This window comes from Chitinivorax sp. PXF-14, from assembly GCF_040812015.1.
Classification (GTDB): domain Bacteria; phylum Pseudomonadota; class Gammaproteobacteria; order Burkholderiales; family SCOH01; genus JBFNXJ01.
In genome coordinates, this window is sequence record NZ_JBFNXJ010000025.1 from 21,181 (window position 1) to 41,643 (window position 20,463).

At 66.6% G+C, this 20,463-nt stretch carries 19 protein-coding genes; 17 read left to right on the forward strand and 2 right to left on the reverse strand.

All coding sequences use genetic code 11. From position 1 onward, the window contains the following. The first annotated feature begins 211 nt into the window (after positions 1-211). From ABWL39_RS20205 to ABWL39_RS20245, 9 genes are all read left to right on the forward strand, one after another. Positions 212-1,120: a DUF4198 domain-containing protein gene (locus tag ABWL39_RS20205; protein WP_367795832.1), complete on the forward strand. Its 909-nt coding sequence runs from the start codon at positions 212-214 to the stop codon at positions 1,118-1,120. A 155-nt stretch (positions 1,121-1,275) separates the two neighbouring features. Then, positions 1,276-2,841: a DUF2271 domain-containing protein gene (locus tag ABWL39_RS20210; protein ID WP_367795834.1), complete on the forward strand. Its 1,566-nt coding sequence runs from the start codon at positions 1,276-1,278 to the stop codon at positions 2,839-2,841. Then, the gene (locus ABWL39_RS20215) at positions 2,838-3,503 is read left to right on the forward strand and encodes a PepSY-associated TM helix domain-containing protein (RefSeq protein ID WP_367795836.1); all 666 of its coding nucleotides are present in this window, start codon (positions 2,838-2,840) and stop codon (positions 3,501-3,503) included. Before ABWL39_RS20210 ends, ABWL39_RS20215 begins: the two co-directional genes overlap by 4 nt. Positions 3,504-3,712: 209 nt before the next feature. After that, the gene (locus ABWL39_RS20220) at positions 3,713-4,540 is read left to right on the forward strand and encodes an intradiol ring-cleavage dioxygenase (protein WP_367795838.1); all 828 of its coding nucleotides are present in this window, start codon (positions 3,713-3,715) and stop codon (positions 4,538-4,540) included. A 171-nt stretch (positions 4,541-4,711) separates the two neighbouring features. Beyond that, positions 4,712-6,046 carry a TolC family protein gene (locus ABWL39_RS20225; RefSeq protein WP_367795840.1) on the forward strand — a complete coding sequence of 445 codons (1,335 nt, stop codon included), beginning with the start codon at positions 4,712-4,714 and terminating at the stop codon, positions 6,044-6,046. A 10-nt stretch (positions 6,047-6,056) separates the two neighbouring features. Further along, entirely contained in the window at positions 6,057-7,289 is a 1,233-nt protein-coding gene (locus tag ABWL39_RS20230) for an efflux RND transporter periplasmic adaptor subunit (protein WP_367795842.1), read from the forward strand. Continuing rightward, positions 7,289-7,996: an ABC transporter ATP-binding protein gene (locus ABWL39_RS20235; RefSeq protein ID WP_367795844.1), complete on the forward strand. Its 708-nt coding sequence runs from the start codon at positions 7,289-7,291 to the stop codon at positions 7,994-7,996. Before ABWL39_RS20230 ends, ABWL39_RS20235 begins: the two co-directional genes overlap by 1 nt. Continuing rightward, positions 7,990-9,210, forward strand: a complete 1,221-nt coding sequence (locus tag ABWL39_RS20240; RefSeq protein ID WP_367795846.1) for an ABC transporter permease — start codon at positions 7,990-7,992, stop codon at positions 9,208-9,210. Before ABWL39_RS20235 ends, ABWL39_RS20240 begins: the two co-directional genes overlap by 7 nt. Positions 9,211-9,577: 367 nt before the next feature. Then, on the forward strand, positions 9,578-11,605 hold the full coding sequence (locus tag ABWL39_RS20245; RefSeq protein WP_367795848.1) for a 7TM diverse intracellular signaling domain-containing protein: 2,028 nt from the start codon (positions 9,578-9,580) through the stop codon (positions 11,603-11,605). Between the two features lie 35 nt (positions 11,606-11,640). Here the strand turns inward: ABWL39_RS20245 and ABWL39_RS20250 are convergent, their stop codons facing one another. After that, positions 11,641-11,925 carry a hypothetical protein gene (locus ABWL39_RS20250; protein ID WP_367795850.1) on the reverse strand — a complete coding sequence of 95 codons (285 nt, stop codon included), beginning with the start codon at positions 11,923-11,925 and terminating at the stop codon, positions 11,641-11,643. Positions 11,926-12,221: 296 nt separating this feature from the next. On the opposite strand from ABWL39_RS20250, the gene ABWL39_RS20255 reads away from it, so the two are divergent. From ABWL39_RS20255 to ABWL39_RS20275, 5 genes are all read left to right on the forward strand, one after another. Then, positions 12,222-13,019 (forward strand): zinc-dependent peptidase, encoded by a 798-nt coding sequence (locus tag ABWL39_RS20255; protein ID WP_367795852.1) that lies wholly within the window; start codon positions 12,222-12,224, stop codon positions 13,017-13,019. A gap of 53 nt (positions 13,020-13,072) precedes the next feature. After that, a complete protein-coding gene (locus ABWL39_RS20260) occupies positions 13,073-13,570 on the forward strand; it encodes a MarR family winged helix-turn-helix transcriptional regulator (RefSeq protein ID WP_367795854.1) in 498 nt (165 codons plus the stop codon). Between the two features lie 101 nt (positions 13,571-13,671). Beyond that, positions 13,672-15,102 (forward strand): efflux transporter outer membrane subunit, encoded by a 1,431-nt coding sequence (locus ABWL39_RS20265; RefSeq protein WP_367795856.1) that lies wholly within the window; start codon positions 13,672-13,674, stop codon positions 15,100-15,102. A gap of 42 nt (positions 15,103-15,144) precedes the next feature. After that, the gene (locus tag ABWL39_RS20270; RefSeq protein WP_367795858.1) at positions 15,145-16,344 is read left to right on the forward strand and encodes an HlyD family efflux transporter periplasmic adaptor subunit; all 1,200 of its coding nucleotides are present in this window, start codon (positions 15,145-15,147) and stop codon (positions 16,342-16,344) included. 24 nt (positions 16,345-16,368) lie between these two features. Continuing rightward, positions 16,369-17,922 carry a DHA2 family efflux MFS transporter permease subunit gene (locus tag ABWL39_RS20275; protein WP_367795860.1) on the forward strand — a complete coding sequence of 518 codons (1,554 nt, stop codon included), beginning with the start codon at positions 16,369-16,371 and terminating at the stop codon, positions 17,920-17,922. A 91-nt stretch (positions 17,923-18,013) separates the two neighbouring features. Here ABWL39_RS20275 and ABWL39_RS20280 read toward each other — a convergent pair whose 3' ends face one another. Next, a complete protein-coding gene (locus tag ABWL39_RS20280) occupies positions 18,014-18,997 on the reverse strand; it encodes an integron integrase (protein WP_367795862.1) in 984 nt (327 codons plus the stop codon). 133 nt (positions 18,998-19,130) lie between these two features. Between ABWL39_RS20280 and ABWL39_RS20285 the strand changes: the two genes are divergently transcribed. The 3 genes from ABWL39_RS20285 (at position 19,131) to ABWL39_RS20295 (ending at position 20,389) form a co-directional block, all read left to right on the forward strand. Then, the gene (locus ABWL39_RS20285; protein WP_367795864.1) at positions 19,131-19,439 is read left to right on the forward strand and encodes a hypothetical protein; all 309 of its coding nucleotides are present in this window, start codon (positions 19,131-19,133) and stop codon (positions 19,437-19,439) included. Between the two features lie 237 nt (positions 19,440-19,676). Continuing rightward, on the forward strand, positions 19,677-19,925 hold the full coding sequence (locus ABWL39_RS20290) for a hypothetical protein (RefSeq protein WP_367795866.1): 249 nt from the start codon (positions 19,677-19,679) through the stop codon (positions 19,923-19,925). Between the two features lie 92 nt (positions 19,926-20,017). Then, positions 20,018-20,389, forward strand: a complete 372-nt coding sequence (locus tag ABWL39_RS20295) for a hypothetical protein (protein ID WP_367795868.1) — start codon at positions 20,018-20,020, stop codon at positions 20,387-20,389. Positions 20,390-20,463: the final 74 nt, after the last annotated feature.

Consider the following 20,463-nt stretch of genomic DNA (forward strand, 5'->3'; position numbering starts at 1 on the left):
ACTCCTCGTCCAAGACGCACGCCATCTCCTGCGCTCGTCCGCCGCAGCCCTCGGTTTGCCCCGGCAGCCGGCGTGCTGGTGGGCCTTGTTGCAACTCCCTTGGGCGTGTATTTATTTGCAAATGAGATTGATTATTAATAGCAACAATGCGAATTAGCCGTTAGAATTGCGCACCTCATCTCGAATCGACTCATCAGACAGGAGCGCATCCATGGCCGTTCTTCCTACTCCCACCCGTCTTCGCGCGCTGCTCGTCGGCACGGCCACGCTGCTGTCCGTACCGGCCGCGCAGGCCCACACCCCTTTCCTGCTGCCGCTCGAATTCGGCGTGAGCCGCGACCATGTGACCCTGCAAGCGGCCCTGACGGAGGACCTGTATTTCGTTCCCGATCTGCCGATACGCAATGCCGATTACTATGTGATCGGCCCCGACGGCCAGCGTGCCAGGCTCGATGCGCTGGCCCAGCTCAAGGACTTCACCGCGATCGAGGTGCCGCTGCCGGCCACGGGCACCTACAAGTTCACCACCGGCGACCAGAGCACGCGTATCTCGAAGATGGCGCTGATCGACGGCCAATGGCGCCAGGTGCGGCCAGCCGGTGCCAAGGCGCCCGTGCCGGAAACCAAGCCGGGCGAGGCCCAGCCACCAGCAGCCCAGGCCGCGCCAACGGACGACAAGCGGCCACGCGCCATCGACGAGGCGATGATCCCGGCCGGCACGCAGGTAATCGAGGTGCAGGCGGTACAACGTGTCGAAACCTATGTCACCCGTGGTGCGCCGTCGAATGACGCGCTGCAGGCCAGCGGCCGGGGCTTCGAGGTGCGCCCGATCACCCATCCGAACGAGATCTACCTCGATCGGGGCTTCACCTTCGAGGTGCTCGACGACGGCAAACCGGTGCGCGACGTGGCCTTCGCCGTCTATCGCGGCGGCAATGCCTACGACGACAAGAAGATCGCGCAGGAGGCGCGCAGCGACGCCAATGGCCGCGTCACGCTGAACTTCGAGCGCCCCGGCATCTACCTGATGAACACCCGCTACCCGGCAAGACGCGGCCCGGCCGAGGCCCCGGCGAGCCGCACCACCACTTACACGATGACCTTCGAAGTCGTGCGCTGAGCATGGCGCAGCCCGGGCGGGCCGATGCTGCCGCCTGGCTGCCCGCCGCCGTCTCAGTACATAACGGCCTTGCCCGGCCGGCACCGGATCGGGCCAGGGCGGCAACAGCGCCCTGCCAACACCAGCCGACAGCACCTGCTGCCAAGGAACCCCGCATGCTCCACCCGACAAGCCTCTTCCGCCTATCCTCGCTGGCGCGCGCGATTGCCGCGGCCGGCCTGCTCTCGCCCGCGTTCGCCACGGCGGCGCTGCATGGCGGCGCACCAGCCGTGCTGGCGCCGGCCAGCCAGGCCGCCCAGGCCTACCGCTTCCATGACGATTTCGTGCTCGGCACCTCGCTCGACGTGCTCGTCATGGCGCGCGACGAGGCCGATGCGGCGCGCGCCATGGCCGCGATCCGCGACGAGATCGCCCGGCTCGACGCCATCCTCAGCGGCTACCGCGACGACAGCGAGCTCGCCCGCCTGAACCGCAGCACGGAGCTGGCCGTGTCGCCCGCGCTGTTCGACGTGATCGCCACGGCCGAGCGTTGGCGCGAACGCACCGGCAATGCCTTCAGCGGCCGGCTCGGCGGGCTGATCGGCCAGTGGCGGCAGGCCGTGCCCGATGCGGCGCAACTCGCGGCACAGGCCAGCCGCATCGCGGCCGCACCGGTGTCGCTCGATGCCGTGAGCCAAAGCGTGAGCCGCCCGGCCGAGGTCGAATTCGCGCTCGATGCGATCGCCAAGGGCCACATCGTCGATGCCGCCCTGCTCGCCGCACGTGAGGCCGCGCCCAGCGTGGCCGGGCTGATGATCGACATCGGCGGCGACGTGCGCGTCTGGGGCCAGGCGCCGGACCGCGCCGGCTGGCGCATCGGCGTGGCCGACCCACAGGCCGGGCAGGACAACACCGCGCCGCTCGCCACGCTGTGCCTCAGGGATTGCGCGGTCGCCACCAGCGGTCGTGGCGCGCGCGACCTCACCATCGGCGGCGAGCGTTACCCGCACACGCTGTCGCCGCTCACCGGCCAGCCGGTGATAGCGACGCAGAGCGCCACCGTGGTCGCCTCCAGCGCGGCCGACGCCGATGCGCTGGCGACGGCCTTCTCGGTGATGCCCGCACATGAGGCGATCCTCGTCGCCGAGGCCCTGCCCGGTGTCGAAACGCTGATCATCAGCGATGCGGGGCCGCAGGCCTCGGCCGGCTGGCACGCCATGCTGGCCGCGCTCGACAGCCAGCCGCGCCGCGCGAGCCCCCTCCTGGCGGCCGATACGGGCGCGCCGGCCCCCTCTTGGCCGGCGGGCTTTGCGGCGATCATCGATTATGAAATCCCGCAACTCGACGCCGACACCTACAAATCGCCGTATCTCGCGATCTGGATCACCGATGCCAACCGCAACCTGGTGCGCACGTTGCTGCTGCTCGGCAATCAGGCCAAGTACCTCGACTCGAACTACGTGTGGTGGCGCCGCTATGGCCGCAAGATGGGCGGGCTCGACGGCATGACCCGCCCGACCCGCGCGCCGGGCCGCTACAGCGCCGCCTGGGATGGCCTCGACGACGCCGGCCAGCGCGCGCCGCAGGGCCGTTACCTGGTGCATGTCGAGGCGAGCCGCGAGCACGGCGGCCACAGCTATGAGATGTTCGAGCTCGATGTCGGCGCCAGGGCCTTCGCGCAGGATTACCCGGCCAAGGACGAGATCGGCACGCTGCAACTGCGCTACGGGAAGGCCAAGTGAAACGCGAAGACCCGACCCAAAGCGCGCCGAAGAAACAGCAAGCCGCCAAGCCGCACCCGCAGCGCAGCCGCTTCAGGGCCGAGCTGTTCAAGCAGAGCCGCATGCTGCATGCCTACCTGTCGGCATTTGCCTTCATCGCGCTGATCTTCTTCTCGCTCACCGGCATGCTGCTCAACCACCCCAAATGGTTCGCGGCAGGCAAGCCGGCAGGCGACGCGCAGCAGCTCACCCTGCCGAAAACCGAACTGGCGGCGGCCCAGGCCGCAAGCGAGCCGCTGCGCGCGCTGGCCGATGCCGTCGGCCGCCAGCACCCCTTGCGTGGCGACTACGCGAGTGGCGAGGTGCTCGACGGCGAAGCGCACATCCGCCTCGACGGCGCCACCGGCAAATCGGACCTGATCGTCAATCTCGCCGACGGCAGCACCGAGCTCACCGTTCAGCACGCCAGCGCCGCCACGCTGATACGCAACCTGCATCGCGGCAAGCACAGCGGCGCGGCGTGGTCGTGGCTGATCGACATCACGGCGGTCGTGGTGTTCGTGCTGTCGGTGCTCGGCTATGTGCTGTTCTTCAGCCTGCGCTTCCGCCTCGCCAACAGCATCAAGCTCACCACCGCCAGCCTGCTGCTGATCGGCGGCATCATTTACTGCTTCGTGCCCTGACGGCCTGCGGGCCAATGCGGGCGGGCCCTGCTGGCAAGCTGCAGGCCCCGTCCGTATTGGCTTTCAGGGCAAGCTTGGGCCTGCCGTTAATACTTGCACATCAATCCGGCCGCGCCGTTTACAGTTGATTCACAGCTTGTTGCTAGCCTGACGGCCAGACTGCCAAAGGCAGTCGCAACCAACAACAAGCCACTGGACGGAGCCCATTCATGTCGGAAACCAGCAAGACGATACCCCCACTCAGCCGCCGCGATGCCATGGGCGCCATGGGCCTGGCCGGCCTATTGGGCCTGATCGGCTGCAACAGCGAATCGGGCGGCAGCGACGGCACGGCCACCAGCACCAGCGATGGCACAGGCAACACGGTCTCCGCAGGCACGACGGGCAGCAGCACGAGCTCAACCGGCAACACCGGCACCACCACGGTCACCACGCCAGCGAGCTGCGCGCTGATCCCGCAGGAAACGCAGGGCCCCTACCCGCTGCTCGCGATCCTCAGCAATGCGGCCATGGCGCGGCAGAACATCACCGAGGGCAAGGCCGGCCTGCCACTCACCCTCAGACTGCAGCTCGTCAACGTCAACCAGGGCTGCGCGCCGATCAGCAACGCGGCGGTGTACATCTGGCATTGCGACAAGGATGGCGTCTACTCGGGCTACAGCCAGCCCGCCAGCAACACGGTCGGGCAGACCTTCCTGCGCGGCATCCAGCTGGCCGACACCGACGGCATGGTGAGCTTCCAGACCATCTACCCGGGCTGGTACGCGGGCCGCATCACGCACGTCCATTTCCAGGTCTACCTGAACGACAACCTCACGGTGACGGCCACCGCCACCTCGCAGATCGCCTTCCCCGAGGCCGTCACCACGGCGGTGTACAACACCAGCCTGTATGTCGCACACGGCCAGAACAGCTCGGTGACGGGCTTCGCCAGCGACAATGTGTTCAGCGACGGCACCACCTACCAAATGGCCACGCTCGAAGGCGACGTGAGCCAGGGCTACACCGCCACGCTGCAGGTCGGCATCGCCGCCTGAGGCCGCTGGCCGCCACGTCGCAAGCCGCCGGGCGCACTTGTTAAAGAATGTAAAAGCCATCACTGATCGATGAGGCGCACTGGCCAAGCCGGGCGCCCGATGCCACACTTCGCAGCACCAGTAGCCCAGGCGGCGCGGTGCTCCGGCTTTTCCGCCCACCCCTTTCCCATCATGGCAAAACCCTATCTCGCATTGCTCGCAGGCCTCGTGCTTGCCCTGCCGCTCCAGGCGGCTCCCATTCCGTGTACCGACCCGCTGCCCGCGACGCCGCTCACACTGACCGTCGCGCTCGATTTCGCGCTGTGCCGCGCGCCGCAGACCCAGTCGGCCTGGGCGCAGGCCAAGGCGCAGGCGGCGGCGCTCGACGTGGCGCGCGCCGCACGCCGGCCCCAGCTCTCGGCAACAGTCGGCGCCAGCCAAGAGCGCAGCGGCGGCCGCAACACCGGCCAGCAGCGCGCCTCGCTGCAGCTCGCCTACACGCTGTTCGACTTCGGCCAGCGCGAGGCACGCATCGACCAGGCCGACGCGCTGTTTTCGGCCGCGCAGGCCAATACCGACGCGACGGTGGCGACGGTCTGGCTCAATACCTCGAAAGCGTACTTCGATACGGCCAAGGCCGGCGCGCAGATCGACGCCGCGAAAATCGCCGAGACGGCCGCCCGCACCAATCTGGCGGCCGCCGAGCGCCGCCTCGCGGTGGGCAGCGCGACCCCGCTCGATGTGCTGCAGGCACGCGCACAGCTATCGCAGGCCACGCTCGACCGCACCAAGGGCGAGAGCCAGCTCGCCGCCGCGCGCGGCAACCTGGCGCTGGCCATGGGCCTGAGCCCGACCCGCCTGCCCACGCTCGCCGCGCTGCCCACCGGCCTGGCCGCCTCGCCGCTGCCGGCGAGCCAGCTCGACGGCCTGCTGACCACGGCGCTGAACAGCCGGCCCGAGGTGCGCCAGTCGCTGAGCAACCTGAAGGCGGCCGAGGCCGCGGTGCGCTCGGCCAAGGCAGCGGGCAAGCCCACGCTGAGCGTATCCACCACGGCCAGCTCAAGCCGCACCGGCGCGCCTTATGACACGCTCAATGGCGGCAATATCGGCGTGAGCCTGAACATTCCGTTCGACCTCGACGGCAGCACCGCCGCCGGCATCCGCAGCGCCGAGGCGCTGGCCGAAGCGCGCGAGGCCGATCTGCAACGCACCCGCCAGAGCGTCGAGAACGATGCCTGGCAGGCCTATTACAGCCTGCGCTCGGCGCTCGATACCAGCGAGGCCGCCGAGGACGTGGTCGCCAATGCACGCAAGGCCTACGAGGCGGCGCTCGCGCGCTACCAGGCCGGCGTCGCCTCGCTGCTCGATGTGCTGACCGCCCAGACGGCGCGCGCCAACGCCGAGCAGCAATTGATCGCCGCGCACTACGACTGGTATGCCGCCCGTGCCGCGCTGGCCTATGCGCTCGGCGGCGCGCTGCCCGCAGACCCGACAACCGGCCCGAGCGCGTGGCCGTCCCAACCCTGATCCCTGCCTGATGATGAAAAACAAAACCTCTTCCCTGATCGGTCTCGCCGTCGTGGCGGCGCTCGCCGCCGGCGGCTATTACGGCTACCGCCACTGGCAGGCCAAACCGCCGGCCGAGCGCTACCGCACCCAGATCGTCGCGCGCAACGACGTGGTGCAGACGGCCAGCGCCACCGGCACGCTCAACCCGGTGCGCGTGGTCAATGTCGGCACTCAGGTATCGGGCACGGTGAAGAAGCTCTATGTCGATTACAACAGCACGGTGAAGGAAGGCCAGGTGCTGCTCGAACTCGACACCGAACAGCTGCAGGCCAAGCTCGCGCAGAGCCGCGCAGCCCTCGCCGCGAACCGCGCCAAGCTGGCGCTGGTGCGCCCCCAGGCCGAACGCATGCGCGGCCTCTACAAGCAGGAATTCGCCTCGCGCCAGGAGCTCGATCAGGCCGAGGCCGACCTCGCCACCGCCGAGGCCGCCGTGCAGCAGTCGCTCGGGGTGATCGCCGCCGACGAATACAATATGAAGAACGCCATCATCCGCTCGCCGATCTCGGGTGTGGTGATCGACAAGGTGGTCGACGAGGGTCAGACCGTCGCCGCCAGCTTCCAGACACCGACGCTGATCAAGATCGCGCAGGACCTGACCAAGATGCAGATCGACGCCCGCTTCGCCGAGGCCGATCTCGGCAACATCAAGGAAGGCCTGCAGGCGGGCTTCCGCGTCGACGCCTTCCCGAGCCGCAACTACAGCGGCACAGTGCGCCAGGTGCGGCTCAACCCGACGACGGACCAGAACGTCGTCACCTACGATGTCGTCGTCGATGTCGACAACGACCGGCAGAAGCTGTTGCCCGGCATGACCGCCTATGTCGACATCGAGCTCGGCCGCCGCGAGCACGCGCTGACCGTGCCCAACGGCGCGCTGCGCTTCCGCCCGGCCGACCTGGTGACGGCCAAGGACAGCACCACCGCAGGCGCCAGGGAGCACAAGAGCGGCGGCGCCAAGGCGGGCGCCAACGGCAACGGCCAGAACGGCGCCCACAGCCGGCCCGGCAAGGTCTACGTGCTGCAGGGCGAACAGCTCAGGGCCATCCCGCTCAGGGTGGGCCTGACCGACGGCCGCGTGACCGAAGTGGTCGAGGGCGCGCTCAAGGAAGGCGACCGCGTCGTCGTCGGCGACAACCAGGCCGAGTCGAAATCGGGTGGCCTGGCGCAGCCGCCGGGCGGCCCGATGATGAGGCGCTTCTGATGCCGGCAGCCATCGTCGAGGTCGATGCGCTCGACAAGACCTATCTGACCGAGGCCGGCCCGGTGCCAGTGCTGCACGAGGTGGGCTTCCGCCTGGAACAGGGTGAGTTCGTCGCCATCATGGGGCCATCGGGCTCAGGCAAATCGACCTTCATGAACATCTTGGGCTGCCTCGACCGCGCCAGCGGCGGCAGCTACCGGCTTGCCGGGCGCGATGTCGCCACGCTCGACCAGGACGAGCTCGCCGCGTTGCGCAACCGCACGCTGGGCTTCGTGTTCCAGGGCTTCAACCTGCTGCCGCGCGCCACGCTGGCCGAAAACGTCGCACTGCCGCTGGTCTACGCCAATATGGGGCGCGACGAGCGGCGCCAGCGCGCGCTCGAACAGCTCGACAAGGTCGGCCTCGCCAAATTCGCCGACGCGCGGCCGAGCCAGATCTCGGGTGGCCAGCAACAGCGCGTGGCGATTGCACGCGCGCTGGTCAACCGGCCCACGCTGATCCTCGCCGACGAGCCCACCGGCAACCTCGACAGCAAGACCAGCAACGACGTGATGCACCTGTTCTGCTCGCTCAACGACGAGGGCATCAGCATCGTGCTGGTCACCCACGAGCTCGACGTGGCGCGCTTCGCGCGGCGCCAGGTGCTGTTCCGCGATGGCCGCATCGTCGAGGACCACGCCACCGAACTAAGGAGCTGGCCATGTTGACCCCGATGATAGGCGAAGCCTGGCACGCGATCGGCGCCAACCGCATGCGCACCTTCCTCACCATGCTCGGCATGATGATCGGCGTCGGCGCCGTGGTGCTGATGCTGGCCGTGGGGCAGGGCGCGCAGAACGCGGTGAAGAAGCAGATCGACTCGATGGGCAGCCACCTGTTCATCATCCTGGCCGGCAGCCAGCAGGCCGGCGGCGTGCGCACCGGCGGCGGCAACGCCACCACGCTGACCGTCGACGATGCCCGCGCCATCCGCGCCCTGCCCGGCATCACCGCCGCCGCGCCGGTAGTCCCGGGCTCGCAGCAGCTCGTCTACGAGTCGAACAACTGGAGCACGATGGTGATGGGCAGCAATGCCGACTACCTGACCGCGCGCGACTGGCAGATGGCGCAGGGCGACCCGTTCGACGATGCCGATGTGCAGAGCAGCCGCCGCGTCGCCATCATCGGTGCCACCGTCGCCAGCAACCTGTTCGGCGAGGATGACCCGGTCGGCAAGACCATCCGCATCCGCCAGGCGCCGTTTACGGTGATTGGCGTGCTCGGCAGCAAGGGCCAGAGCCTCGACGGCCGCGACCAGGATGACACCGTGATCGTGCCCTACACCGCCGCGCTGCGCACGCTGTCGAGTTCGCGCTTTCGCGGCTCGGTGCGCATGATCCTGGTGCAGGCCGAGTCGGATGCCGCCATGGCCGAGGCCGAGCGCAGCATCAAGGAAACGCTGCGCGACCGCCACCGCATCGGCGCCGATGCCGACGACGATTTCTTCGTCAACAATCTCACTGCCGTCGCCAACTCGGCGGCCGAGACCGCGCGCACCATGTCGCTGCTGCTCGGCGCGATCGCCTCGGTGTCGCTGGTCGTTGGCGGCATCGGCATCATGAACATCATGCTGGTGTCGGTGACCGAGCGCACCCGCGAGATCGGCATCCGCATGGCCATCGGCGCGCGCCAGCGCGACATCCTCACGCAGTTCCTGCTCGAGGCGCTGACGCTGTCGCTAACCGGCGGGCTGATCGGCGTCGCCATCGGCGTCGGCGGCGCCTGGCTGGTGGAGAGCGTCTGGAAGGCGCAGGTGGCGGTCAGCAGCGATGCGGTCGGCATCGCCTTCGCGATCTCGGCCATTACCGGCGTGTTCTTCGGCTTCTACCCGGCCTTCAAGGCCTCGCGGCTCGACCCGATCGAGGCGCTGCGCTACCAGTAGCACGGGCGGGCGCCGTCCGGTGCCCGCTCAGCCCCGGCCAGCCGCGCTGCTGGCAAGGCCGTGCGGGGCATCTGCAACGACCACCTGCCGCCAGCGCATGCAAACGGCGGCGGGCATGTCGCAGCGCGCCCGAGGCCCCGGCCACCAGCATCCAGTACGTCCCCTTCTGCTCTTGCCGCACCGCCGCAGGCGGCGCGGCTTGCCGTTTGTGCCGACTTGCTCTATTTTCGGTGGTCAGTCGTTCACCAATTCGGGCCGGCATGGGTACGACAATGCCGATAATCGAATGTACCATTAGGTGAATATCCGGCTATATATGAGTGTGCCCATGGTTCATCCCGAATGGTCAGGAGTGCATTGCCGCGACATGCCGACGTACCCCACGCCCCTTGCCGACGCCAGCCCGCTGCGCGTAACCCTTGTCGATGCCGGCGCCCGCTGGCTATGGGTGGCCTGCCTGCTGCTATGCCTGGCGTGGTCCAGCCTGGCATGTGCGGCGGCCCTCGAGCCAGTCACCATCGATGCCAACACCAGCATGCAGCCGCTCGGCGCGCTGGTGCAGTGGCGCGAAGACCCGAGCGGGCAGCTTGGCTTCAGCGATGTCGCGGCACCCGGCGGTAACGTCGCCTTCCAGCCGAGCCAGCATGCCGTGCCCAATTTCGGCTTCACGCGTTCGGCCTACTGGTTCCGCATCCGGCTCGTAAACCGCGACGCGCACCAGCGCGACTGGCTGCTGGAAAACCAGTACCCGCATCTCGACCATGTCGACGTCTATCTGCGCACGCCCGATGGCCAGGTCACGCTCATACGCGGCGGCCGGGCGCTGCCCTACACGAGCCGCACGGTCGATCACCCGAACCTGGTGTTCCGCCTGCCCTTGGCGCGGGATGCCCCAACCGAGCTTTACCTGCGCGTGCAGACCGGCGGCTCGCTGCAGCTGCCACTGCGCTTGTGGCGGCCCGATGCCTTCGCCGCCAGCGACCGCTCCGAGCTGTTTCTGCTGGCGGCCTTCTACGGCCTGCTGGCGGCCATGTTCTGCTACAACCTGCTGCTGTTCCTGTCACTGCGCGACGCGAGCTATTTCTACTACGTGCTGTACGTGGCGAGCTTCAGCCTGTTCCAGTTTTCCCTCAACGGCCTCGCCTTCGAATACCTGTGGCCCGCATCGCCACGCTGGGCCGCGCTGTCGGTGCCGTTTTTCCTGTCGCTGTCGCTGGTGGCGATCATCCAGTTCAGCAGCAGCTTCCTGCAGATCGGCCTGTATCTGCCGACACTCAAGCGCGTGCTGGCCGGCCTGCAGCTCGCGATGCTCGGTGTTGCCGCCGCCGGCGTGGTGGCCGACTACTCGCTGCTGATCCGCATCGCCACGCTGGTAGGCCTGATCATCAGCATGGTGATCTTTATCGCCGGCTGCCATATCTGGCGCAACCGGGGGCTGGTGCAGGCGCGCTACTTCATCATCGCCTGGACCTCGCTGCTCGGCGGCATGCTGCTGTACGCGCTGAAGACCGTCAACGCCGTGCCGGCCACTTTCGTCACCACCTACGGCCTGCAGATCGGCGCCGGGCTCGAAGTGCTGCTGCTGTCGTTCGCGCTGGCGCACCGGCTGAAGATACTCAAGGCCGAGAACGAGCGCATCCAGCTCGAGCACACCGAGGAGCTCGAACGCAAGGTGGAACAGCGCACCATGCAGCTCGACCATGCGATGCACCAGCTCGTGGCCACCAACAAGGAGCTCGAAGCCTTCAGCTACACCGTGTCGCACGACCTGCGCGCGCCGTTGCGGGCGATCGACGGCTTCTCGCAGGCGCTCGACGAGCAATGCGCCGGCAAGCTGACGGCGGACGAGCGCGATTACCTGCTGCGCATCCGCAACGCCAGCAGGCGCATGTTCGAGCTGATCGACGCGCTGCTCGGGCTGGCGCGCATCAACCGCCTCGAACTCAAGACCGAACAGCTCGATCTGAGCGCGCTAACCCGCGAGGTGTGGGCCGAGCTCGAAGGCCAGTACGCCGGCCACCCGCGGGAGCTGTTGGCCGCGCCCGAGGTGGGCGCCTCGGCCGACCGCCAGCTGATGCGCAATGTGCTGCACAACCTGCTCGGCAACGCGCTGAAGTTCAGCGCCCGGCAGCCGGTGAGCCGCGTCGAATTCGGCGCCGAGCAGCGCGACGGCAGGACGGTGTATTTCGTGCGCGACAACGGCGCGGGCTTCGACCCGCGTTTCGCCGGCAAGCTGTTTGGCGCCTTCCAGCGCTTTCACGACCAGCGCGAGTTCGAGGGGACGGGCATCGGCCTCGCCAGCGTGCAACGCATCGTGCATCGCCATGGCGGCGAGATCTGGGCAGAATCGAGCCCCGGTGCCGGGGCCTGTTTCTACTTCACGCTGGCGGCCTGATCGCGGCGGGGGCATTGCACCCCCGCGGCTCTTGCTCAGGCAGCCGGCGCGTGTTCGTCGCTGTCAGCCTCGTCGGCTTCGGCTTCATGCTCGTCGTCGCCTTCGAGCAGTTGCTCGTCGGTCTCGTCGGGTGCCTCGTCGGCCAGTTCTTCGCTGTCGTCGCCGCCGATCGCGTCGCTGACCTTTTCCGCGAGATGGGACACCCCGTCGGACACCGCGTCGATCGCGCCGCCGACAGCATCGGCCGCATCGTGGGCGAGCTCCTTGCCCGATTCGACAGCGTGTTCGGCGAGTTCCTTGGCTTTATCGAAAATGCTCATGCTGGCTGCTCCTCTATCGTGAAGGGATGCACGCAGGCGGGCATGAGCTCCCCATGCCCGGGCGCCGTGCCAAAGCAGGCTAGCAAGGGATTATGACGTTTGTGTGCGCCGCCGCGAGCCCACTGCAACGGGCCTTGCGGGCCGGCCTGAGCGCGGGATGGGTGGCGGGGTCTGGCGCTGGCCTCGGCGTGGCGCCCAGCCTGCAGCGGCGGCAGGCCGCAGCGATTTCCGCACGCGAGGCTTGAACTCTGCCGATCCGGTGCCAGATAGACAGTTGACCTTCCAGCAGGCTTTTTATGTTCGACTTCTTCCGTAAGCGCCGCCGGGCCAGACTGCTGCGCGACTTCCAGCTGCCCGAGGCGGCGTGGCAGAGCGTGCTGTCCCGGCCCGTGTTTCACGGGCTCGATGGCGCCGAACGGCAGCGCCTCAAGGAGCACGTGATCTGGTTCCTGCACGACAAGTCGATCTTCGGCGTCGGCGATTACGAACTCTCTGACCACCAGCAGCTCGTCATCGCCGCGCAAGCCTGCCTGCCCATCCTCAACCTCGACCCGGACAGCTACGCCGACTGGAAGAGCCTGATCGTCTACCCGACCGCCTTCGTCACGCGCGACGCGGTGCGCGATGCGATCGGCCTGGTGCACGAGGGCGAGCAGGTGCTGGCGGGGCAAGCCCGCCACGACGGCCCGGTGCTGCTGTCCTGGCCCGATGCGCGCGAATCGGTGCGGCTCGACGGCTGGAACGTGGTGATCCACGAGATGGCACACAAGCTAGACATGCGCAACGGCAGCGCCAACGGCTTTCCGCCGCTGCACAAGGGCATGTCCGAGGCGGTGTGGACGCGCGAGTTCAAGGCCGCCTACCTCGACTTCTGCCGCCGCGTCGACAGCGGCGAGCAGACCGAGATCGATGCCTACGCCAGCGAGAACCCGGCCGAGTTCTTCGCCGTACTCAGCGAATGCTTCTTCGAGACGCCGGATATACTCCGCGCCGGCTACCCAGCCATCTACCAGCTGTTGTGCGAGTTCTACCGCCAGCAGCCCCATCTGCGCCTGCCCCAGCCCGAGGCGCTGCATTTCGCCATGCCGCATTGACAAAATAATTTCATTTGTTATTATTTCGCTCATGATTATTTGGCAGTGATGACATGAGCAGCGAACTGAAACTCTTCGAGCAACGCATCATGGACCTGGCGCGCGAGCTGCCGGGCATGCCGGCCAAGCAGATCCTGCTCGGCAAGATGGTGCGCCACCTGAACAATGGCACGCTCGACCGGCTGAACCAGGTGCTGGCGCCATTCGGGCTGCACTGGGGCACCTGGTATGTGCTGATCACGCTGCACTCGGCGCCCGAGATGAAGTTCACGCCATCGGACATGTCCGACGTGCTGACGGTGACGCGCACCAATGCCACGCGCCTGCTCGACGAGCTCGAACAGCGCGGCCTGATTACCCGCGTGCAATGCACCGAAGATCGCCGTAAGGTCTTCCTGGCGCTGACACCGGCTGCGAGCGAGCTGATCGGACAAGTCATCCCGGTGGCCTGGCAGCATCACGTCGACACCTGGTCGCCGCTGAGCCCGGGCGAAATGCAATTGTTCGAAGAGATGCTGCGCAAGCTGCTGGGCAAGATCGAGAACGGCTGAGGCACACCGCGCCATCCTGCGATGGCGTTTTTTATCGACAATATATTTTCATATGAAATTATATTAACTGTAAGTAACTGGCGAATCACGAGAGAGCCACCATGAAGACCACCCCACTGATCCTCGCAGCCCTGGCCGCCGCCGCACTGGCCGGCTGCGCCAGCGATGCCGGCCTGAAAACCACCGCGCAGCCGCAGCCGGCCCCCGTGCTGGGCCGCCTCGCCGACAGCCTGCCCCGAGGCGAATGGCCACGCGCCGACTGGTGGGCTGTGTTTCAGGATACGCAGCTCGCCCGGCTGATCGACGAGGGCCTGGCCGACAGCCCGAACCTGCAGACGGCCGCCTCGCGCCTCAAGGCGGCCCAGGCCGGCGTCGAGCTGGCCGACGGCAACCGCGGGCCGAGCGTGGCGCTCGATGCCGACCTGAGCCGCCAGCGCTTCGCCCAGCACGGCACCACGCCGCCGCCGTTTGCCGGCCAGTACGCCAACGTGGGCCGGCTGGCGCTCGACTTCAAATACGAGCTCGACCTGTGGGGCAAGAACCGCGCCCTGCTCGACGCCGCGCTGGGCCAGAGCCGCGCAGCCGAAGCCGAGCTCGACAGCGCACGACTGATCCTCTCGACCGCCATCGCGCAGGCCTATTTCCAGTGGCAGGGCCTGCTCGAACGCGACCGCATCCAGGCCGACATCGAGCAGCAGCGCGAGGCGCAGATCGCCTGGGTGCAAAAACGCATCCGTGCCGGGCTCGACACCACGCTCGCCAGCAAGCCGGGCGAGCAGGATCTGGCCGCCGTGCGCGCCACCCGCGCCCAGCTTGCACGCGACATGCAGCTCACGCGCCATGCGCTGGCCGCGCTGCTCGGCAAGGGCCCGGAACGCGCCGCCCGGCTCGACGCGCCAGCCGCACAGCAGCTTGCCCACCCGACCTTGCCGGACAACTTGCCCGCCACCCTGCTCGAACGCCGCCCCGACATCGTAGCGCAGCGCGCGCGCATCGCCGCCGCACTGGGCCAGGCCGAGGCAGCCCGCGCCCAGTTCAAGCCGACGGTGAACCTGACGGCCTTCCTCGGTTTCACCAGCTACCGGCTGGGCGAGCTGATCGACGCGCAGAACCGTATTCTCGGCGGCGGCCCAGCGCTGAGCCTGCCGATACTCGACAGCGGCCGCCTGCGTGCCAACCTGGGCGCCCGATATGCCGAGGCCGACGTGGCCGTGGGCCAGTACAACCAGACCGTGGTCGATGCGGTGCGCCAGGTCGCTGACCAGCTCGCCACGCTACAGACGCTCGATGATGAGCAGAAGGCCGTCGACGGCGGCGTCAACGCCGCACGCCAGAATCTGCAGCTGACCGAGCGCCGCCTCAAGGCCGGCCTCGCCGACCGCGGCAACCTGCTCGCGGCGCAAAACCAGGTACTCGCGCAGCGCGGCAAGGCGGTCGAACTGCAGGACCGCCGGCTGCAGGCCGAGCTGGGCCTGATCAAGGCATTGGGCGGCGGCTACCAGGCGCCAGCGGCAACGAACAACAAGGGCTGAGCGACCAGAAGCCGCTCACACCACAGCACACCGGAGTCACATATGGAAAACGCACAACAAACCACCCCGCAAAACGGCAATAGCAATGGCAACGGCAACGGCAAGCGCAAGCGCATGATGCTCACCGTCGGCGCCGTGTTCGCCGGCGCAGGCATCGCCTACGGCGCCTGGTGGACCACCGTCGGCCAATACAGCGAGGCCACCGACGATGCTTACGTCGCCGGCAATATCGTGCAGGTGATGCCGCAGACCGCCGGCACCGTCACCGCCATCCACGCCGACGACACGCAAATGGTGATGCAGGGCCAGCCGCTGATCACGCTCGACCCGACCGACGCCGCCGTGGGCCTCGCCCAGGCCCGCGCCGAGCTGGCCGACACGGTGCGCCAGGTGCGGGCGCTGTTCGGCAGTGCCGAGCAGGCACGCGCCACCGTCGCGCTGCGCCGCACCGAGCTGGCACGCACCCAGGCGGACCTGAAGCGACGCGAATCGCTCGCCGCCGACCAGACCGTCTCGGCCGAAGAAGTCGGCCATGCGCGCGACGCCGTCGCCAGCGCCGAGGCCACGCTCAAGGTGGCCGAGGAGCAGGTCGCGACGCTCGAAGCGCAGATCGCCGACACCACGATCGAGCAGCACCCCTCGGTCGAGCGCGCCAAGGCCAAGCTCGTCAACGCCTACCTGACGCAGGTGCGCGGCGGCATGCCGGCGCCGGTGTCGGGCTATGTGGCGAAACGCGCGGTGCAGCTCGGCCAGCGCGTGCAGCCGGGCGCGCCGCTGATGTCGATCGTGCCGCTCGATCAGTTGTGGGTCGATGCCAATTTCAAGGAAGGCCAGCTCGGCCATATCCGCATCGGCCAGCCGGTCACGCTCAAAGCCGACCTCTACGGCAGCAAGGTGGAGTACCACGGCAAGGTCGCCGGCCTCGCCGCTGGCACCGGCTCGGCCTTCGCGCTGTTGCCGCCGCAGAATGCCTCGGGCAACTGGATCAAGGTGGTGCAGCGCGTGCCGGTGCGTGTCGTGCTCGACGCAGCCGAAATCCGCAAGAACCCGCTGCGCATCGGCCTGTCGATGGACGTGGAGATCGACACCCACCGGCGCGACGGCGCGGTGCTGGCGCAGGCTCCGGCTGCGCAGACGGTGTACCAGACCCGGGTGTTCGACGAGCAGGCGCGCGCCGCCGACAAGCTGATCGCCGACATCGTGCGCGCCAACGCCGGCCACACCGTCAAAAAACACGGCTGATCCGGCCGAACAGGAATCATCTCGATGTCCACTGCCACCGCCACACCCGCCGCCCCAGCGCCCATCCGGGGCGCCACGCTCGGCCTGCTCACCCTCTCGGTTGCCGTCGCCACCTTCATGGAGGTGCTCGACATGTCGATCGCCAACGTCTCGGTACCGCACATCGCCGGCGACCTGGCGGTGAGCCCCAACCAGGGCACCTGGGTGATCAGCTCCTACGGCCTCGCCTCGGCCATCGCCGTGCCGCTGACGGGCTGGATGGCCAAGCGTTTCGGCGAGGTGCGCCTGTTCGTCACCTCGGTGCTGCTGTTCACGCTGATGTCGCTCGCGTGCGGCTTCGCCACCAGCCTGCCGATGCTGGTCACCTTCCGCCTGCTGCAGGGCCTGGTCTCCGGCCCGATGGTGCCGCTGTCGCAGACGCTGCTGCTGAGCAACTATCCGCCGCACAAGAAGGGCCTCGCGCTCGCGCTGTGGGCGATGACGGTGGTGATCGCGCCGATCTTCGGCCCGCTGCTCGGCGGCTGGATCACCGACAACATGTCCTGGCCGTGGATCTTCTACATCAACGTGCCGGTCGGCCTGCTCTCGGCCGCCGTCACCTGGACGCTGCTGAAGCGCCACGAGACGCCCACCGTCAAGCTGCCGATCGACGCCATCGGCCTGGCGCTGCTGGTGATCGGCGTCGGCAGCCTGCAATACGTACTCGACAACGGCAACGAGCACGACTGGTTCGGCTCCACCGAAATCCTCTCGCTGACCGTGCTCTCCGTCGTCGCGCTGACCTTCCTGGTGATCTGGGAGCTGACCGAGGAACACCCGATCGTCGACCTGCGCCTGTTCAAGCGCCGCAACTTCCGCTACGGCACGCTCGCGCTGTCGCTAGGCTTCTTCGCCTTCTTCGGCACCACGGTATTGTTCCCGCTGTGGCTGCAGACGGTGATGGGCTACACCGCCACCTGGGCCGGCATCGCGACAGCGCCGGTCGGCATCCTCGCCTTCCTGTTCTCGCCCATCGTCGGCAAGAACGTGAACCGCGTCGACCTGCGCCTGATCTGCAGCTTCGCCTTCGTCGTGTTCGGCATCACCGCTTTCTGGTACGGCAGCTTCAACCTCGACACGCCATTCCAGAACCTGCTGTGGCCGCGCGTGATCCAGGGCCTCGCCGTCGCCTGCTTCTTCGTGCCGGTCAACCAGATCGTGCTGTCCGGCCTCAATACGCAGGAGATCGCCTCCGCCGCCGGTCTCGCCACCTTCTTCCGCACGCTCGCCGGCAGCTTCGCCACCGCCACCCTGATCACCACCTGGGATCGCCGCGCCACGCTGCACCACGCCCAGCTCACCGAACAGATCAACGCCTACAACCCGGCCGCGACCGACTACCTCGGCAAGCTGCAATCGCTGGGCCTGACGCAGGACGCCGCCTACGCCCAGGTCGAGCGTCTGATCAACGCTCAGGGCTTCATGATCGCCACCAGCGAGGTGTTCTGGCTCATCGCCGCCATCTTTGTTGCGCTGATCGTCGTCGTCTGGCTCGCCAAGCCACCGTTTGGCTCGGTCGGCGGGGCCGGGGGGCATTGAGGCGGCACCGCCGTCACAGCACCGGCGAAAAGATCGCCACCCGGCCCAACACCGCCCCGGTGGCCACCTTCCGCCGGCGCTCCAAGCCGCGCTAGGACAAGCTGTCGAGCGGGCTGACCACCCCACGGCCGCCCTTGTTCAGCACATGGGTGTAGATCATCGTCGTCTGCACATCCTTGTGGCCGAGCAGTTCCTGCACCGTCCTGATGTCGTAGCCGCCCTGCAGCAGGTGCGTGGCGAAGCTATGGCGCAGGGTGTGCGGCGTGGCAGGCTTGACGATGCCCGCGTCGCGCACCGCCTGGCGAAATGCCCGCTGCAGCGAACGCTCGTCATGATGATGGCGACGCTGCATGCCGTCCCGCGGATCGAGCGATAGCGTCGCCGCCGGAAACACGTACTGCCACCCCCATTCCCGTTCAGCATGCTGGTACTTGCGCGCCAACGCGTGCGGCAAGTAGACAGTCCCGCCGCCGCGCGCCAGATCCGATTGATGCAGGGCCAGCACCTGATTCAGGTGATTCTGTAATTCCACTACCAGCGCGCCCGGCAACATCGTCACGCGGTCCTTGTCACCCTTGCCCGATCGCACCACGATCTCGTGCCGCGAAAACTCCACATCCTTCACGCGCAGCCGCACAGCCTCCATCAGGCGAAGCCCCGCGCCGTAGAGCAACGTCGCGATCAGCCGGTTCACGCCGCGCATCCGGCTCAGCGCCAGTTGCACCTCTTGCTCGGTCAGCACCACAGACACACGCCGCCGCGCCTTCGCCTGAATGACGTTGTCCAGCCAGAGTAATTCCAGCGCCAGTACCTCCCGATACAGAAACAGGATCGCACTCTTCGCCTGGTTCTGCGTTGCCGCCGCCACATCCCGATCAGCAGCAAGATGCGTCAGGAAGGCCTCGATCTCCTTCGCCCCCATTTCCTCCGGGTGGCGCTTGCCGTGAAACAGGATGTAGCGTTTAATCCAGCCCAGATAAGCCTCTTCCGTACGAATCGAATAGTGGCGCACCCTCAGGCGGTTGCGTACCCTGTCGAGCAGGCGAGGCTGGGACGGTGCGGGTGTATGGGTCATGAAATGACTGTATATTTAAACAGCAAACATGTCGAGCATTCGCCAATACGGATGTAGTTTCGTATCGATTTTTATTTTTAGGACGCCCCGGATTTTATTTTTAGAACGTCTACTTATAGTTAGGCGTCTCCCCATGAGCCTTCCGATTACGCCCGAAATTGTCGTAGAAATCACGTTCCTTTCAACTGAAGAAGGGGGCAGGCAAGGCCAGATTTTGGGCGGCGAGTATCGGGGCATTTTGGGCGTCGGAAACGAGCATTTCTCAGTTCGCTTTTTTGTTCCGCTCGAAGGCTCCACCCTTGGCAGCGTGCAGCGTTTTGGGGTCCAGTTTCTCGTTCCACAAGCCGCTCTTCCGCATTTCCCGGTCGGCGCATCCTTTTCGGTCTGGGAAGGCAAAGTCATCGGCCATGGCAAGGTTCTGGAGGTCTTACGAAATGCGTGAGGCCGTCACGAAACGACGCAAAGCTTCTACCGCGGTGGAGTCCTTTGAAGCACTGCGCCAAGGAAAGCCAAGTTGCTGTTTTAGCGCTGTTTACTCAGCACCAAACCCGCCGCCTAACCCGTCGGTCAACCCGACCGCCCAACAGCGGCGCTTCGCACCGCTGTTGGGTTCCCTCCGCTGCGCTCCGGCGGCGGGTTACCTCCAACGTTATGCGCCACTTCCGAACTGAACTCACCAATGGATAGCAATTCTGAAATTAAGGTGGTTGTTGCAAGCGATGTACACGACCGAGACAGTATTGGCGTCGAGATATATTTAAACGATGAATTGACGCTGGAGATTTTCCGCGACGACACCAAAAAATCCAGAGAGGTTTCCCTGTACAAGAAGTACGTACCGCTGAGCGTTGTCGAGGAATCTATCGCCATATTCAAACGAGAAATCCCGTGGGCCTTCATCGAAAATGACGAACCAAGCCAAAGATAAAGGCATAACATGGCGCTCAACCTCGCTCCCTTCGGTCGCTGGACGCTGCGCGATAAAGCCGCGCAGCGCCGGTTAGCTCTACGTTATGCACTATGAAGTACAAACACATTGACGCCATGCTGCACAATTTCGGCCACTCATTCGTGAGCCTGATGAACTACGTCGATGACCAGTACATTCTTGATGTTCTGCCCGAACTCGCCCTCCATTTCCCTAGCTACGAAATCGATATCAACTTTGCTAACGGGCAGGTTTCTCCAGCGGGCGAGTACCCGGAAGTACTCCTCAAATCCATCGCCTACTGGAAAGATTGGTTGCCAAAACACATTACCAACCAACGGCTCGAGGCAGAACGCCTATCAGACATTCGTGTCCGTTACAGGCTGACAAAAATGGGACACGAAATTATTGTTTCCACCACCGATGATCGAGGCAAAGAACATAAGGTGTTCGTCCGTGCATAACATGGCGCTCAACCTCGCTCCCTTCGGTTGCTGGACGCCGCGCGATAAAGCCGCGCAGCGCCGGTTAGCTCTAC